Raw genomic sequence first — 16,925 nt, 5'->3', positions numbered from 1 at the left:
GGTCCGCCCATTCTCTCATCTGCTGCCAACGCCGGCCTCCTTGACCTGCCGTGCATTGTCAAGCAGTTCGGCCGCGTGGGCCTTCGCCGAGGCGGAGTCGTCCATCCCTGCCAGCATGCGGGAGAGTTCGACGACGCGTTCGGCATCGGACAGCTCCTGTACGCCCGAGCTAACGGTCTCCGCGTCATCGTCCTTGACGATGGTCACATGGGTGTCGGCCCAGGCTGCGACCTGGGGCAGGTGGGTGACGACGATGACCTGAGCATTGCGGGCGAGCTTGGCCAGACGGCGGCCGATCTCCACGGCCGCCTTGCCGCCGACTCCGGCGTCGACTTCGTCGAAGACGTACGTGGGGATGGATTCGCTGGCGGCGCGGACGACTTCGATGGCGAGCATGACGCGGGAGAGCTCACCGCCACTGGCGATCTTCGCGATGTCATCGGGGATGGAGGATTCGTGGGCGGCGAAGGTCAGCCGGACCTCGTCGGCTCCGTGGGTGGTGGGTTCGCGTTCGGAGATCTCGAAGGCGACCGAGGCCTTCGGCATCGACAGGGCGGCGAGTTCTTCGCTGACAGCTTGGGAGAACTCCGCCGCGGTGGCTCTGCGGATCTCGGTGAGCGCCGAGGCGGCCGCCTCCATGGTCTCGCGGGCCTCGGTGAGCTCGGCATCGAGTCCGTCGAGGTCGCGGTCCTCGGCTTCGAGTTCGGCCAGCTCCGCTGCCGATCGGGATTCGAAGTCGAGGACTTCGGCGACGTCCTGACCGTAGGGGGCCAGAGACCCGAGTTCCGCACGCCGTGCTTCGGTCTCCTCCAGCGAGGTCTCTCCGAGCTCGTCGAAGCCGGAGAGGTAGTTCGACAGCTCCGCGGCGGAGTCCGACAGGCGCAGCACAGCGTCGTTGAGAGCTTCGCGAATGGTGACGAGTTCCTTGTCGGAGCCTTCGACATCGGAAATGGTGCTGATGGCCTGGTGGACGAGGTCGACGGCCGCTCCGGCATCGTCGATCTCCGAACCGAGCAGCAGGTCGTGCGCGGCACCGACGGCACGGGTGATCTCAGCAGCGGAACCGAGCTTCGCCGCTTGCGCGGCCAGGGTCTCGTCCTCGCCGGGTTCGGGACGGACCTTGTCGATGGCCTCCAAGCAACCGCGCAGCCACAGGATGCGTTCCCGGCGGGCGGCGGTCGAATCTTTGATGCGAGTGACGCGGGCTTCGGTCTCGCGCCAGTTCTCGAAGGCGGCACGATAACGGTCGGCCACCTCGGCGAGAGCAGTGCCGCCGGCGGCATCGAGGAGGTGACGCTGTTGGGCGGCACCCTTGAGGCGCAGCTGTTCGGACTGGCCGTGGAGGGTGATGAGGTCCGAGGAGATGTCGGTGAGCACGGAGATCGGCACGGTGCGTCCGCCGGCCGTGGCCCGGGCTCGGCCCTTGAGCGCCACGGTCCGCGAGATGATCGCTTCGTCGTCGGCGCTGCCGCCGGCATCGGTGATCCGTTCGCGCACGGGTTCGGCGACACCGGTGAAGATGCCTTCGACTTCGGCCTTCTCCGCGCCCTTGCGCACGACTCCGGAGCCGACCTTGCGGCCCATGAGCAGGGACAGGGCAGAGACGAACATGGTCTTGCCCGCACCGGTCTCACCGGTGACGACGGTGAAGCCGGTATCGAGTTCGACGGCGGCTTCGGCGATGACGCCGAGGTGGGAGATGCGCAGTTCGGAGATCATTCAGGCCTCCTTGATCGGTCCTCGCCAGCCGGAGACGGGCAGGCGGAACTTCGCGACGAGTCGGTCGGTGAACGGGCCGGTGTGCAGGCGGGCGAGCCGGATCGGGGATTTCGAACGCGTGGCTTCCACACGGGCCCCGGACGGCAGTTCGAGGGCTCGGCGGCCGTCGCACCACAGCACGGCTGAGAATTCGGGGTTCGACTGGGAGATCTCCACGCCGAGGCGGGAGGCCGGGTTGACGACCAGAGGTTTGGAGAACAGGGCGTGGGCGGAGATCGGGACGAGGATGAGTGCTTCGACCTCGGGCCAGACGATGGGTCCGCCGGCGGAGAACGAGTACGCGGTCGAGCCGGTGGGGGTGGCCAGGATGACGCCGTCGCACCCGAAGGAGGACACGGGGCGGGCGTCGACACCGAGGACGACGTCGATCATCCGGGACTTCGAGGTCTTCTCGATGGTCGCCTCGTTGAGGGCCCAGGCATTGAAGATGTTCTCGCCTTCGTGCCATACGGACACGTCGAGGGCGAGCCGCTCCTCGACGGAGTAGTCGCGTTGGGAGGCACGGTGGACCGCCTCGGCGAGGTCTTCCTTCTCGCTTTCGGCGAGGAATCCGACATGGCCGAGGTTGACGCCCATGAGCGGGGCGCCGGAGCCGTGGAAACGTTCGGCGGCACGCAGGATCGTGCCGTCGCCGCCCAAGACGATGACGAGTTCGCAGGCGTTCTTCCACTCCCCCAGTTCGGAGGGATCGATGATGATGCAGTGGTGGAGGATCGGTTCGTCGTCGACGGCTTCGGCCTGTCGGGCGCGGATGCCGACGATCTCGTCAGAGAGGACGACGGGGGTGACTCCGTCGTCGAGGAGGGCCTTGAACACGCTGACGGCGGCCACGGCCGACTCATCACGTTGGGGGTGCAGCAGCACCATGATATGTCTGATCACGACTCTCCTCTCATCATTTCGTCCAGGTGGGCGGGGATGTCTGCTTGGTCGAGCCTATCGGACTGGTCATGTGTTCGGCCTGGGCGAACACGCAGGAAGTACTCTCGGTTCCCGCTGGGACCCGGCAGCGGTGAGGGTGCGATGTCGGTGACGCGTCCGGCGTGTTCGGTCACTGCGTCGAGGACGGAGTCGATGGCGCGGCGGCGCTTCTCTCGGCTGGTGACGACTCCGTGTTTGTCCAGGGATGCTCGTGCCAGCTCGAATTGGGGTTTGACCATGAGGAGGAGCTCTCCGCCTGCGGCAGTGGCGGCCAGCAGCGGGCCGATGAGCAGGCGCAGGGAGATGAAGGAGACGTCGGCGACGACGAGGTCGACTTCGGGCACGTCGGAGTCGGCGAGGTCGCGGAGGTTGAGTCCTTCGCGGACGTGCACGCGCGGGTCGTCGCGGAGGATCGGCGCCAGTTGGTCGTGACCGACGTCGACGGCCCAGACTTCGCCGACTCCGCGGGTGAGGAGGACTTGAGTGAAGCCCCCGGTGGAGGCTCCCGCGTCGAGGGCGGTCAGTCCGTTCAGTCGGTCGGTGAGGTCGAAAGCCTCGAGCGCACCGAGGAGTTTGTGGGCGCTGCGGGCGACCCAGGGATCGGGTTCGGTGACGGTGACGTCGTCAGTGGCTTTCACATCTTGAGAGGCTTTGGCCGCGGTGCGGCCGTTGACACTGACGCGGCCGGCCGCGATTTCGCGGGCGGCCCGGGAGCGGGAGTTCAGCAGTCCGCGGTCGACGAGTGCCCGGTCGAGTCTGCTCACAAGGAGCCCACCTGCGCGTCGAGGTCACCCAGCAGAGAGTTCAGGTGTTCGTGGCGCTCGGCGGCCGGTGCCTCTCTGGCTTCGGCGAGGCTGGCCCGCCAGTTCTCGACCGGCACGTCACCGCTCACCGAGGCGGGTGTCGGGCTTGAGGTCGGGCCGGGTGTCGGGGTCTCGCTCATGAGTCCTCCTCGATTCGGCGGGGCAGGCGTCCTTCGGCCAGGACCGCCTCGGCGTCGGTCTCCCCTGCGTCGATCGACGCCCAGGCTCGGCGGAGTTCGCCTTCGATCCGGGCCGAATCGCCACGGTCGGTGCCGGTGATGAGGGCGTCGAGTCCGCGCAGATTCGGCAGGATGAAGGTCGGGCGGCGCTCGGGTCCCGCGCGCAGGGCATCGTGGATGTCGTGGATTCCGGTGAGGACGAGTGCCGTGTCGATTCCGGCGGCACGGCCGCCTTCGATATCGGTGTTGAGTCGATCGCCGACCATGAGCGGGCGATGCGCACCGAGGCGGCCGGCCGCGAAGTCCATCATGTGCGGGGCGGGTTTGCCGACGATGACGGGGGTGGTGTCGGTGAGTCGGGCGATGAGCTCGACGAAGGCACCATTGCCGGGGACTTTCCCGGTTTCGGTCAGGAGGGAGAAGTCGGGGTTGCTCGCCCACCATTCGGCGCCGGAGCGGATGATGTCGCAGGCGCGGACGATCTTCGCGTAGTCGATCTCCGGGTCGAGTCCTTGGGCGACGGCGACGGGTTTCGCATCGAGTGAGTCGGTGATCTCGAGACCTGCTTCTTCGAGAGCGATGCGCAGCCCGGTGGTGCCGAGGAGGTGGACGCGGGTGCCGGGGCCGAACCGTTCTGCCAGGCGTTCGGCGAGTACCTGCGCCGAGGTGGTCACCTCATCAGCGGAGGCGTGGACTCCCATTCCGGTGATCTTCTCAGCGGTGGCAGCGGCAGTGCGGGTGGCGTTGTTCGTAACGTAGTTGACCGGAATCGACTGCGAGTGGAGCCAGTTGATTCCGTCGGCGGCACCGTCGATGGCGTGGTTGCCGTGGTAGACGACTCCGTCGAGGTCGAACAGGACACAATCGATGGGCGTGCCCTGAGACTCGGGCAGGCACCCATCTGCTGTGTTGTCCTGTTCGGCGGTCAGTGTCACTGGTCTCCGTCTGCCTCGGCGGGGGTTGCGTCGGAGTCGGAAACTGCGTCGCAATCAGATTCTGCGACGGCATCAGACCCTGCTTCGGCATCGGCAATGATCTCGTCGAGTTCGGCTTCGATCTCGTCGTCGGTGACCTTGACCGACTTCAGTTCCTTCGCCGAGACATGCGTCTTCGACTTCGGAGCTGCGGCCGGAGCTTCGGTCTCTGCGTCGGCTTCCTCGGAAGAGTCCGCCTCTGCCTGGAGCTCGTCGGCCTCTTCGGAGGAGTCGTTCTCGGGGGCTGCGTGCTCGTCTTCGACCTCTTCGACGGTTTCGATCTCGACGCCGGCGTTGAGGTCCGGCATCTCGTCGCCGAAGAGGGTGCCAGTCGCCTTCGCGGTCCGGCGGGAGAGCTCTTCGTACTTATCGGCGAGCTCGGTTTCGCCGTCGATGCGCAGCACCTCGGCGTAGGCGGCCATGAGTCGGACGAGTCCGCCGCTGGGCTTCTGTGTGAAGTCTTCGGCTTCGATGAGTCGGCGCGCGCCGGCGATGTCGTCGAGGTCGGACTTGGCTCCGGCCGCGACGATGACGAGTTCGGTGCGGGTGTCGTTGTCGAGGTCGAGTTCCTCGGAGTTCTTCAGCAGCTCGAGGGCCTTCTCGGGCTTTCCGCGGCCGCGTTCGGCGTCGGCGATCAGCGCGATGTTGTCGTTCGAGCCGGAGATGCGACGGTGGGTGCGCAGTTCGCGGACGGCTTCGTCGTAGTTCTCCACGTAGTACGCGGCGATGCCGAGTGCTTCGCGGACGACGGCGACACGACCGGCGCGAGCCATGGCGGCCTTGGCGTGTTCGTGGGCACGTTCCGGGTCGAGGTCGAGCAGCCCGCCGGCGGCGACGAGATGCTTGGCGACCATGACGGCGTTCTCTTTATCAAGCGAACGCAGCTGTGACGAGATCTCTTTGTCGAGTTCGCGACCGGTGACGCCTTCGGGGATCTCGGGTTCCTGAATACGCGGACGGCGCGCGCGCTGATCGCGTGCGTAGTCACCGGTATCGGTCTTGCGTGACGCACGACGATCATTGTCGTTGCGACCGTGGCCGCCGCGCCCTCCGCGGTTGTCGTCGCGTCGGTTTCCGCGGTATCCGCCCCGGCGATCGTCACCGTCGCGGCGATCCCGATTGAAACCACCTCGACGGTCATCGTCGTTGCGACGGTTCCGTCCGTAGCCACCTCGGCGATTGTCGTCGTTGCGACGGTTGCCCTGGTAGCCACCACGACGGTCGTCACCCTCTCGGCGGTCGCGGTTGAACCCGCCCTGACGATCGTCGTCATTCCGACGGTTGCCTCGGTAGCTACCACGACGGTCATCGTCGTTACGACGGTTCTGCCTGTACCCGCCCCTGCGGTCATCGTCATTGCGGCGATTGCCCTGGTAGCCGCCTCGGCGGTCGGAATGGCGTGGCCCACGGCTGTCCCGGTTGTCCGGTCGACGGTTGCGATTGCTGCCGCGATCTGAGCGGTGACCGCCATCTGCGCGGCGGTTGTCCTGGCTGTCTCGCGAATCCCCTTGGGCCACGATTCTCCCTATGAAGTCTTTTCGGTGTTCCGCTCTATTCTAGTCCACTCACCGCTTCATCGCCGTGTGGGCGGGGACACGTCAACACCCCGCTTCTCCCCCTCACTGTGCCCGTCGTTCTGCGAACCGATGCCCAGGTCACCGCCTCACCGCTCTGTTAGAATCAAGGCGAATCCAGGGGAATGGCCGACGGCAATCGAAGAAGTTCGGCGGCAGCGGATGTCCGCGCTGCCTCGACACTAGGGGATGAATGACATCTGACGTGGAAGCTCATTATGCGGATGACGGATGTCTCCGCGATTCCACGATCAGAATTTCCGGCCCTCTTACCTGTCGGTCCCGCGATGCAGCTGTCATTCACTCCCGCACGATGACCAACTTCACTTGCCTCTGTGACCAGCATCATCGAATTGCGCATCCGGCCCACGAGTTCGCCTATTGTGATTGCCGGAAGCATCTGAATGAATGCCGCCGAAGCAGTTCACATCGCGGCCAGACGGCAGTTCCGCGGCCATCGGGAAACTCCGTGACACCGTAGGCTCCTGTGCTGCGACCGCGCCTTCGGACCTTCAGATCTCACAACCGTTCACCCGCTAGGAAAAGGAGAAATCGTGCCGAACACACTCTTCATCGACGGACAGTGGGTTTCAGCCGTCAACGGTGGAACCCGGAAGATCCACAACCCCGCCGACGGCAGCTTTGTCGCCGAGGTGGACGAAGCCAGCCCCGCGGACACCGAGCTGGCGATCAAAGCCGCCCGCCGGGCCTTCGACTCCGGCGTCTGGTCGTCGGTTCCCGCCAGCGAACGCGGCGACCTGCTGCTGAAGTTCGCCGCCGTGCTGCGTGAGCGCAAGGACGAATTCGCGAAAGCCGAGTCCCTGGACACCGGCAAGCGCTTCGTCGAATCGCAGATCGACATGGACGACATCGCGAACTGCTTCGACTACTTCGGCAAACTCGCCGGAAACGATGCCGGTCGGGTCGTCGACGCCGGAACGGACACCGTGGCCTCGAAGATCGTGCACGAGCCCATCGGTGTCTGCGCGCTCATCACCCCATGGAACTACCCGCTGCTGCAGGCCGCGTGGAAGATCGCCCCGGCCATCGCCGCCGGCAACGCCTTCGTCCTCAAACCTGCCGAACTCACCCCGCACACCGCGATCCTGACGATGCAGGTCCTCGAGGAGCTCGGTCTGCCGGCCGGAGTCGGCAACCTCATCCTCGGTGCGGGTGCCGATGCCGGTGCCCCGCTGTCGACGCACGAGGACATCGACATGGTCTCGTTCACCGGCGGACTCGTCACCGGTCGTCTGCTGGCACGCAATGCTGCGGACACGATCAAGAAGATCGCCCTCGAACTCGGCGGCAAGAACCCCAACGTCATCTTCGCCGATGCCGACTTCGAGGCGGCTCTGGACAATGCGCTCAACGGCGCTTTCGTCCACTCCGGTCAGGTGTGCTCGGCCGGTGCCCGACTCATCGTCGAGGAATCCATCGCCGAGGAGTTCGTCAACCGCCTCGTCGAGCGTGCCGAGCAGATCCGCCTCGGCGGGCCCTTCGATGACAACGCAGAGACCGGTCCCCTCATTTCCGAAGCTCACCGCGACAAGGTGCATGCCTACGTCGAGAAGGGTGTGGCCGAAGGTGCGCGTCTGCGCTGCGGCGGCAAGTTCGGTGAAGGTGATCTGGCCGACGGCTTCTACTACCTGCCGACCGTGCTCGACCAGGTCAAGCGCGGAATGTCCGTCGTCTCCGATGAGGCCTTCGGCCCTGTCGTCACCGTCGAGACCTTCTCCACCGTGGACGAGGCCGTCGAGATCGCCAACGACACCTACTACGGTCTGGCTGGAGCCGTGTGGAGCCAGGATGCGGGCAAGACCCAGCTGGTCGCTCAGCGTCTGCGCCACGGCACCATCTGGATCAACGACTTCCACCCCTACCTGCCGCAGGCCGAATGGGGCGGCTACAAGCAGTCCGGCTTCGGTCGCGAGCTCGGACCCACGGGTCTGGCCGAGTACCAGGAAGCCAAGCACATCTACCACAACCTCGAACCGGCAGTCACCGGCTGGTTCCCCGACCACACCAAGTGATCAGTCGCGGTCTGAAGACGCATACCTCAGTACAAGGAGAGATGAACAGTGAAGACTACTCATAGCTTTGACTACGTCGTCGTCGGCGGAGGTTCCGCCGGCGCAGCGGTCGCAGCCCGGCTGAGCGAGGACCCCGAGGTCACCGTCGGACTCCTCGAAGCCGGCCCCACCGACACGGACAAGGACGTCGTCCTCCAGCTCAACCGCTGGATGGAGCTCCTCGAATCCGGCTACGACTGGGACTACCCGATCGAAGAGCAGGAGAACGGCAACTCGCACATGCGCCACGCCCGCGCCAAGGTGCTCGGCGGCTGCTCCTCCCACAATTCGTGCATCGCCTTCTGGGCCCCGCGCGAGGATCTCGACGAATGGGAGAACAAGCACGGCGCAGCCGGATGGGGGTCGAAGGACACCTTCGGTCTGTACAAGAAGCTCGAGAACAATGAGCTGCCCGGCGACCACCACGGACATGACGGCCCGGTCAGGCTGATGAATGTGCCCCCGGTGGACCCCTGCGGCATCGCGCTGCTCGACGCCTGCGAGCAGGCCGGCATCCCCCGCGTGCAGTTCAACGAGGGCCAGACCGTCATCAACGGTGCGAACTTCTTCCAGGTCAACCGCAAGGACGACGGCACCCGGTCGTCCTCCTCGGTGTCCTACCTCCACCCGGTCCTCGACCGTGAGAACCTCACGATCCTCACCGATACTCAGGCCAAGGAGCTCGAGTTCGACGAGAACGACAACTGCACGGCCGTGCTCGTGGTCAACAACGCCTTCGGCAAGACCAACCGGATCGAGGCGAAGAAGGAAGTCATCGTCTCCTCCGGTGCCATCAACACCCCGCAGCTGCTCATGCTCTCGGGCATCGGCCCGAAGGACCACCTTGCCGAAGTCGGCATCGAATCCCGCGTCGACTCCCCGGGAGTCGGCGAGCACCTGGGCGATCACCCGGAGGGCGTCATCTCGTGGGAGGCCAAGAAGCCGATGGTCGAGGATTCCACCCAGTGGTGGGAGATCGGCATCTTCTCCCCCACCGAGGACGGGCTCGACCGTCCCGACCTGATGATGCACTACGGTTCGGTGCCTTTCGATATGCACACCCTGCGCCAGGGCTACAAGACCTCGGAGAATTCCTTCTGCCTCACCCCGAACGTCACTCATGCGAAGTCGCGCGGCACCGTGCGCCTGCGCTCGAAGGACTTCCGTGACAAGCCGAAGGTCGATCCCCGCTATTTCACCGATCCGGAAGGCCACGACATGCGCGTCATGGTCGCCGGCATCAAGAAGGCCCGCGAGATCGTGTCCCAGGACGCCATGGCCGAATGGGCCGGTGAGGAGCTGTTCCCCGGCAAGGAGGTCCAGACCGACGAGCAGATCGCCGACTACATCACCCGCACCCACAACACCGTCTACCACCCGGTCGGCACGGTGCGCATGGGTGCTCACAATGACGAGATGTCGCCCCTGGATCCGCAGCTGCGGGTCAAGGGCGTCAACCGCCTGCGCGTCGTCGACGCCTCGGCGATGCCGGAGATCACCACGGTCAACCCGAACATCACCGTGATGATGATGGGTGAGAAGTGCGCGGAGATGATCAAGAACGGTCAGTGATCCGACCTGGTCGTCCGATGCTCAGTTCGCCGAGGCGGCCCTGCGCTGAATCTATGACCTGAGCGGGACCTTCGGCCCAGAACCGAAACGACGAAGGGGGCGCTGCGATCGCAGCGCCCCTTCGTCATGCCGGGTCGCGACGATCGGGCTGATCAGTCCGGGTCAGGTGAACCGCCTCAGTCGGCGTCGTCGTCCTGTCCTGGGCCGCCGCCCTTGCCTTGGCTCGAGCTGCCTGAACGGCTGCCGGTGCGACTGGCCAGCGTCCCTTCACGCCGGCCCTTCTTCTCGCGGGCTGATTCGATATACGGGTCGCGGAACTCGGGTGCCGGTTCGACCGCCTCGGGTTCGGTGACGACGTCCTCATCGTCGTCGTATTCGTGACCGAACTGTTCGTCCCCGCCTTGTCGGCGTTCGACCTCTTCGGGCGGCAGGACCTTCTTCCAGCGGCGCATGCGCACACGCGGCAGAACGCCTGCGTCCTCACGCAGGGCGCGCATGAGGGCGTAGATCTGGAAGTACGCGATGATGAAGAACGGCAGACCGACGAGGATGATCGTCGACTGCAGAGCCTCGAGACCGCCGGTGCCGGAGAACACCAGCAGCGCAGCGGTGACGACGGCGACGGCCAGGGCCCAGAAGATTCGCTGCGGCAGCGGGTTGAAGTCCTCGTGGCCGTTGTTCATCGTGTCGACGACGAGAGCTGCGGAATCCACCGAGGTGACGAAGAAGATGACCACAAGGACGATCGCGATCACCGATATCGGACCGGCCAGCGGATAATGGTCGAGGAACGCGAACAGCGCACCGGGGATGTCGCCCTGGTCGACGACCCGGTCGACCAGTCCTCCACCCTGATTGAGCTCGATGTCGAATGAGGCATATCCGAAGATGCCGAACCACAGGATCGAGAAGGCGGAGGGAACGGCAAGCACGCCGATAACGAACTGGCGGATGGTGCGTCCGCGGGAGATGCGGGCGATGAAGATGCCGACGAACGGCGACCAGGTGATCGTCCAGGCCCAGTAGAAGACCGTCCAGGTGTTCTGCCAGCCGGTGTTGGCGAACGTGTCGTTCCACAGCGCGAGTTCGGGCAGCTGCTGGACATAGGTGCCGAGGGATTCGAAGACGCCCTTGGCCATGAACAGGGTCGGGCCGAAGACGACGATGAAGATGAGCAGCAGCACCGCCATGACGATGTTGATGTTCGACAGGACCTTGATGCCCTTGTCGAGGCCGAGCGAGACCGAGATCGTGGCCAGCCCGCAGACAACGCCGATGATGATCAGCTGCCACAGGGCGTTCTCGGGAATGCCGATGACCTGCGCGAGTCCGCCGTTGATCTGCAGTGTGCCCAGGCCGATCGATACGGCGATGCCGAAGACGGTGCCGATGATGGCGACGACGTCGATCGTCTTGCCGATGGGTCCGTGGATCCTCTCACCGAGGATGGGCTGGAAGATAGAGCTCACGCGCGGCGGCAGGTTCCTCTTGTGGATGAAGTAGGCGAAGCACAGCGCGGGCAGAGTGAAGATCGCCCAGGTGTGCAGGGTGAAGTGATAGTACGTGAAGTTCATGGCGTCGACCGCAGCGGCGGGCGTTCCCGCTTCGATTCCAAGAGATGCGCGAGGTGGATCGCCGAAGTGGCTGACGGGTTCGGCGACACCCCAGAACATGAGGATCGAGCCGATGCCGGCTGCGAAGAGCATGGCGAACCAGGCGCCGTTGGAGTGCTCCGGCGGTTCGTCGTCGGGTCCGAGTTTCGCACGTCCGTAGCGGGAGGCCGCTATGTAGATGAGGAACGCCACGAAGACGGTGACGCCGAGGATGTAGAACCAGCCGAGGTTCGTCAGCAGCCAGTCCGAGGCGACCGAGACGCCGGCGTCGAGCTGATCGGTGAAAAAGATCGTCCCGAGGACGAAGATGATGATCACGGCCGCGGAGGAGAAGAAGATGGCCGGATTGGTCCGCAGTTTCAGTGCGTCGTGCAGCTTATCGAGCATGGCGTACCTTCCGTAGGGATGTTGCCGTACACACTACAGAAGCATCTAACGTTTTCAACAGAATCGGTTGACACGAATCCGTGTCGTTTTGCTCGAAGCAAACCCCTCGCGAAGAGGGCCCGCCCAATGCTCATCCCGTTCGTCTGCGGTTCCTGGAAGAGCGAAATACACGATACGGTGCCCGAACCGTGTGTGGTTCGAGCACCGTCTCGTGTCAGCCAGTCTTAACGTGCGTCAGTGTTTCGGAGCGCCCTCGCTCCCTCTGTCATCAATCGGATCCATCCGCCGATCGTTCTGACCGTAGGGATCGGGTCGCGCTGCATCCTCTTCGACAGGCTGTTCAGGACGGGGAGCGTTGCGCTGAATGGGCTCAGCCGGACGGAATCCATCTTGTGCGCCGTCCGGCTGACGCTGAACGTCAGCATCTCGGGTACCAAACTGCGGCGAATCAACAGCACGGCGGGAGTCCCCCGAGTTCTGTGGCGTATCAGGATCCAGTTCGTCGGCACGTTGCAGTTTGCGCTCGTGTTCGAGACGTTCGGCTTTGACCGCTTCTTCGCGCTTCGCGGCCTCAGAGTCCAGCCGTTCGGCTGCTTCCCTCTGCCGTTCACGTTTCTTCGCAGACGCGCTGCGGCTGACTGCGATGATGATCCGACGATGATCAGGACCACGACGATGGCGACGACGATCCAGATGATGGTTGGTGCGTTCATGCGGTCTCTCCCTAGCTGTCTTTTCGGATGTCGCTATTCACTTGCATCCAGCACAGCGGACAACTTCATCGCGACATGGCACACACCCGTCGACAAGCATTTGAGGTCGAGGACGAGTCTCCAGCTCGCGGTCGGCTCAAGCCCGGCAGTCTGGCAGTGACAGATACCTGGACGACGGCCGCCCAGATCAGATGGGGTTGCCCCGCTCCATCAGTTCCATGACGATCCATTTGGCCAGATCTTCCGGATCGACAGTGAGCATATGCGGCAGACGCAGCGTCCTTCGCCGGTCAGGGGTGTCGGGAGTTCTGATGCTCACGTCGATGTAGGAGCTGACGTTCACCTTGGTGATGTGCACTTCGAGGATGCGGGCCCAAGGAACGCCTCCCTCGGGGAAGCCGTCGGAAGCGGCCCACAGACCGAAGTCGTTGACGATCACTTGCGGAGCAGGCGGGCCCGACCGGCGCCATCCCAACAATCCGACAGGATTGCGCAGAAACTGCTTAGTCCGATTGAAGCCGATCGTGACCTCGCCGTCACGCGCGAGTTCAGCACTGAGAGTGTCGATTGTCGTCGTCATTGTTTCCGTTCGTGAATACAGTGATGGCCCCGCCCAAAAACTGGACGAGGCCATCACCCCAAAAAGAATATTGCGGCAGTCACTTACTCTCCCACAACCACCAAGTTGCAGTACCATCAGCGCGAATGGGCTTAGCTACCGGGATCGGAACGGTTAACCGGGCGTTTCCCCACCACTATCACCACCGCAAAACCAACAAACCACCACCACAACCCCACACAAGGTCATCAGCGGTAATGGTCCAAGAACCGCACAGCGAACGCGAACACCAAAAAACCTATGCAACATGCACACCCACAACGGGGCATGAACTCTTCCAGCCACAACTAGAAAAGACTACTCACAAAACAAACTCGCACACACACCAACCCCAACAAAAAGAAAGTGGTTGATGAGTGATCGGTGTATTAGTACCAGTCAACTCCACACCTCACAGTGCTTCCATACCCGGCCTATCAACCCCATCATCTATAGGACACCTCCCCTGACAACAGTCAGTTGGAAATCTCATCTCGGAGCCGGCTTCCCGCTTAGATGCTTTCAGCGGTTATCCATCCCGAACGTAGCCAACCAGCCATGCTCCTGGCGGAACAACTGGCACACCAGAGGTTCGTCCGTCCCGGTCCTCTCGTACTAAGGACAGACCTCCACAAATTTCCTACGCACGCAGCGGATAGGGACCGAACTGTCTCACGACGTTCTAAACCCAGCTCGCGTACCGCTTTAATGGGCGAACAGCCCAACCCTTGGGACCGACTCCAGCCCCAGGATGCGACGAGCCGACATCGAGGTGCCAAACCATGCCGTCGATATGGACTCTTGGGCAAGATCAGCCTGTTATCCCCGAGGTACCTTTTATCCGTTGAGCGACCACGCTTCCACAAGCCATGGCCGGGTCACTAGTCCCAGCTTTCGCTCCTGCTCGACACGTCCGTCTCACAGTCAAGCTCCCTTGTGCACTTACACTCGACACCTGATTGCCAACCAGGCTGAGGGAACCTTTGGGCGCCTCCGTTACTCTTTAGGAGGCAACCGCCCCAGTTAAACTACCCATCAGGCACTGTCCCTGAACCCGATCAGGGTCCGAAGTTCAGGAATCCACTATGGTCAGAGTGGTATTTCACCGATCGACTCCACCCCAACTAGCGTCAGGGCCTCTACGTCTTCCACCTATCCTACACAAACCACACCGAATCCCAATACCAAACTATAGTGAAGGTCTCGGGGTCTTTCCGTCCTGCTGCGCGTAACGAGCATCTTTACTCGTAATGCAATTTCGCCGAGTTCGTGGTTGAGACAGCAGAGAAGTCGTTACGCCATTCGTGCAGGTCGGAACTTACCCGACAAGGAATTTCGCTACCTTAGGATGGTTATAGTTACCACCGCCGTTTACTGGGGCTTAAATTCTCCGCTTCACCCTTACGAGTTAACAGGTCCTCTTAACCTTCCAGCACCGGGCAGGCGTCAGTCCGTATACATCGACTTACATCTTCGCACGGACCTGTGTTTTTAATAAACAGTCGCTTCTCTCTGGCCTCTGCGACCACCACCAGCACATCCCCACGCATGGTGAGTTCACCGGGATGGTCCCCCTTCTCCCGAAGTTACGGGGGCATTTTGCCGAGTTCCTTAACCACGATTCTCTCGATCACCTTAGTATTCTCTACTCGACCACCTGTGTCGGTTATAGGGTACGGGCAACACACACCCTCACGTCGATGCTTTTCTCGGCAGCAGAGGATCACCAGATCACCCCACCCATGTGGGGCGCCCATCAGCTCTCACACTCTGTGTGGGGACGGATTTACCTACCCCCACGTGCTACAACCTTAGACCGTGACTACCATCGCACGGCCTGGCTACCTTTCTGCGTCACACCTCACGCTTACCGACTCCACACTCAGGTCCCCCACTCAAACCCAACCACAGACCCGAAGGCCTGACGGGATCATCACAGGGTTAGTTTCATGTGTTTTGGTACTGTCGGTTGTGTGTCGGTACCAGAATATCAACTGGTTGTCCATCGACTACGCCTGTCGGCCTCGCCTTAGGTCCCGACTTACCCAGGGCGGATTAGCCTAGCCCTGGAACCCTTGGTCATCCGGTGGACGGGTTTCTCACCCGTCTTTCGCTACTCATGCCTGCATTCTCACTCGAATCGCCTCCACCACTCGTTCACACGGCAGCTTCACCAGCAACTCGACGCTCCCCTACCCAACACCACACCATTACGGCTATACGTGATGCTGCCACAACTTCGGCGGTGTACTTAGCCCCGCTACATTATCGGCGCTCAATCACTTGACCAGTGAGCTATTACGCACTCTTTCAAGGATGGCTGCTTCTAAGCCAACCTCCTGGTTGTCTTCGCAACTGAACATCCTTTCCCACTGAGCACACGCTTAGGGGCCTTAGTTGATGGTCTGGGCTGTTTCCCTCTCGACAATGAAGCTTATCCCCCACTGTCTCACTGCCACGCTGAACCTTGACTGGCATTCGGAGTTTAGTTGACGTCAGTAACCCGGTAGGGCCCATCAGCCATCCAGTAGCTCTACCTCCAGCAAGAACCACGCAACGCTGCACCTAAATGCATTTCGGGGAGAACCAGCTATCACAGAGTTTGATTGGCCTTTCACCCCTAACCACAGGTCATCCCCTCCATTTTCAACTGAAGTGGGTGCGGGCCTCCACGCGCTCTTACACACGCTTCACCCTGCCCATGGCTAGATCACTCCGCTTCGGGTCTAGGACACGCGACTAGAATCGCCCTCTTCGGACTCGCTTTCGCTACGGCTACCCCACACGGGTTAACCTCGCCACGCACCGCTAACTCGCAGGCTCATTCTTCAAAAGGCACGCCATCACAGTCATCAAGATACTGCTCTGACGGATTGTAAGCACATGGTTTCAGGTACTCTTTCACTCCCCTCCCGGGGTACTTTTCACCATTCCCTCACGGTACTCATCCGCTATCGGTCATCAGGAAGTATTTAGCCTTACCAGGTGGTCCTGGCAGATTCACACGAAATTCCACGAGTTCCGTGCTACTCGGGCAACGCACACACTGCGACAGGCTGACGTTTCGTCTACGGGACTCTCACCCACTCCGGTCCTGTTTCCCACCAGGTTCGACTACACCAACACACATCACAGACCAGCCATGCTGAACCAGACCATGCACACCCCACAACACCCCGCCAGCAAAACCAGCACGCTTGACACTGACAAGGTTTAGGCTCATCCAGTTTCGCTCGCCACTACTCCCGGAATCATTGTTATTTTCTCTTCCTGCGGGTACTGAGATGTTTCACTTCCCCGCGTTCCCCCCACATGCCCTATATATTCAGACACGGGTCACCACCCTCACGAGTGGCGGGGTTTCCCCATTCGGACATCCTCGGATCAACGCCTGTTTATCGGCTCCCCGAGGCTTATCGCAGATTTCCACGTCCTTCATCGGCTCCTGATGCCAAGGCATCCACCATGCGCTCTTACACACTCACCCAACCCCTCACAGGGACTGGCTGACGTGCGCGCGAAAAATTGTTTCATTCACCTTCACTAGATGATGACAAGAAAAATCACATTACATAAACAACACTCACGTGTTATTTGATGCTCGCGTCCACTATACGATTCTCAAACCACTACCAAACACCCACCACCACACAACCGCTTCACGCCGCCGCCCGGTAGTCGGGTTGGTCCTGTTGGTTGAAACCACACCCACACCTACTGTGCGGGGTTTGTGATTCCAG

Annotated in this window: 12 protein-coding genes and 2 rRNA genes; 4 read left to right on the top strand and 10 right to left on the bottom strand. The window is 62.3% G+C overall.

Annotated elements, in window-relative coordinates; translation table 11 throughout:
• Positions 1-15 precede the first annotated feature (15 nt).
• Genes recN through BLU88_RS09465 form a run of 6 tightly spaced genes read right to left on the bottom strand, consistent with a single transcriptional unit; the run spans position 16 to position 5,510 of the window.
• A complete protein-coding gene (gene recN, locus BLU88_RS09490; RefSeq protein WP_092012904.1) occupies positions 16-1,719 on the bottom strand; it encodes a DNA repair protein RecN in 1,704 nt (567 codons plus the stop codon).
• Positions 1,720-2,661, bottom strand: coding sequence for an NAD kinase (locus tag BLU88_RS09485; RefSeq protein ID WP_197678124.1), 942 nt, complete (start codon positions 2,659-2,661; stop codon positions 1,720-1,722).
• Complete coding sequence (locus BLU88_RS09480; protein WP_092012901.1) at positions 2,658-3,464, bottom strand: TlyA family RNA methyltransferase; 807 nt, start codon at positions 3,462-3,464, stop codon at positions 2,658-2,660. The genes BLU88_RS09485 and BLU88_RS09480 overlap by 4 nt, the downstream gene beginning before the upstream one ends.
• A complete protein-coding gene (locus tag BLU88_RS09475) occupies positions 3,461-3,643 on the bottom strand; it encodes a hypothetical protein (protein ID WP_092012898.1) in 183 nt (60 codons plus the stop codon). Before BLU88_RS09475 ends, BLU88_RS09480 begins: the two co-directional genes overlap by 4 nt.
• Positions 3,640-4,617, bottom strand: a complete 978-nt coding sequence (locus BLU88_RS09470; protein ID WP_231939340.1) for an HAD-IIA family hydrolase — start codon at positions 4,615-4,617, stop codon at positions 3,640-3,642. Before BLU88_RS09470 ends, BLU88_RS09475 begins: the two co-directional genes overlap by 4 nt.
• Complete coding sequence (locus BLU88_RS09465; RefSeq protein ID WP_231939339.1) at positions 4,614-5,510, bottom strand: hypothetical protein; 897 nt, start codon at positions 5,508-5,510, stop codon at positions 4,614-4,616. The genes BLU88_RS09470 and BLU88_RS09465 overlap by 4 nt, the downstream gene beginning before the upstream one ends.
• A gap of 180 nt (positions 5,511-5,690) precedes the next feature.
• Here BLU88_RS09465 and BLU88_RS09460 point away from each other — a divergent pair, with 180 nt between their 5' ends.
• The 3 genes from BLU88_RS09460 (at position 5,691) to BLU88_RS09450 (ending at position 9,874) form a co-directional block, all read left to right on the top strand.
• On the top strand, positions 5,691-6,113 hold the full coding sequence (locus BLU88_RS09460; protein ID WP_092012895.1) for a hypothetical protein: 423 nt from the start codon (positions 5,691-5,693) through the stop codon (positions 6,111-6,113).
• A gap of 671 nt (positions 6,114-6,784) precedes the next feature.
• Positions 6,785-8,263: an aldehyde dehydrogenase family protein gene (locus tag BLU88_RS09455; protein WP_092012892.1), complete on the top strand. Its 1,479-nt coding sequence runs from the start codon at positions 6,785-6,787 to the stop codon at positions 8,261-8,263.
• A 48-nt stretch (positions 8,264-8,311) separates the two neighbouring features.
• On the top strand, positions 8,312-9,874 hold the full coding sequence (locus BLU88_RS09450) for a GMC family oxidoreductase (protein WP_092012888.1): 1,563 nt from the start codon (positions 8,312-8,314) through the stop codon (positions 9,872-9,874).
• A gap of 176 nt (positions 9,875-10,050) precedes the next feature.
• Here the strand turns inward: BLU88_RS09450 and BLU88_RS09445 are convergent, their stop codons facing one another.
• A complete protein-coding gene (locus BLU88_RS09445) occupies positions 10,051-11,874 on the bottom strand; it encodes a BCCT family transporter (protein ID WP_092012885.1) in 1,824 nt (607 codons plus the stop codon).
• 237 nt (positions 11,875-12,111) lie between these two features.
• Here BLU88_RS09445 and BLU88_RS09440 point away from each other — a divergent pair, with 237 nt between their 5' ends.
• Positions 12,112-12,747 carry a hypothetical protein gene (locus BLU88_RS09440; protein ID WP_092012882.1) on the top strand — a complete coding sequence of 212 codons (636 nt, stop codon included), beginning with the start codon at positions 12,112-12,114 and terminating at the stop codon, positions 12,745-12,747.
• A gap of 27 nt (positions 12,748-12,774) precedes the next feature.
• Here the strand turns inward: BLU88_RS09440 and BLU88_RS09435 are convergent, their stop codons facing one another.
• From BLU88_RS09435 to BLU88_RS09425, 3 genes are all read right to left on the bottom strand, one after another.
• Positions 12,775-13,167: a hypothetical protein gene (locus BLU88_RS09435; protein ID WP_092012879.1), complete on the bottom strand. Its 393-nt coding sequence runs from the start codon at positions 13,165-13,167 to the stop codon at positions 12,775-12,777.
• Positions 13,168-13,237: 70 nt separating this feature from the next.
• Positions 13,238-13,356 (bottom strand): 5S ribosomal RNA (gene rrf / locus BLU88_RS09430).
• A gap of 198 nt (positions 13,357-13,554) precedes the next feature.
• A 23S ribosomal RNA gene (locus BLU88_RS09425) occupies positions 13,555-16,672 on the bottom strand.
• Between the last annotated feature and the right edge of the window lie 253 nt (positions 16,673-16,925).

It is taken from the genome of Brevibacterium siliguriense (assembly GCF_900105315.1).
Lineage (GTDB): Bacteria > Actinomycetota > Actinomycetes > Actinomycetales > Brevibacteriaceae > Brevibacterium > Brevibacterium siliguriense.
The sequence above is the reverse complement of the archived record's forward strand: the minus strand, read 5'-3'. Positions and strand labels throughout refer to the sequence as shown.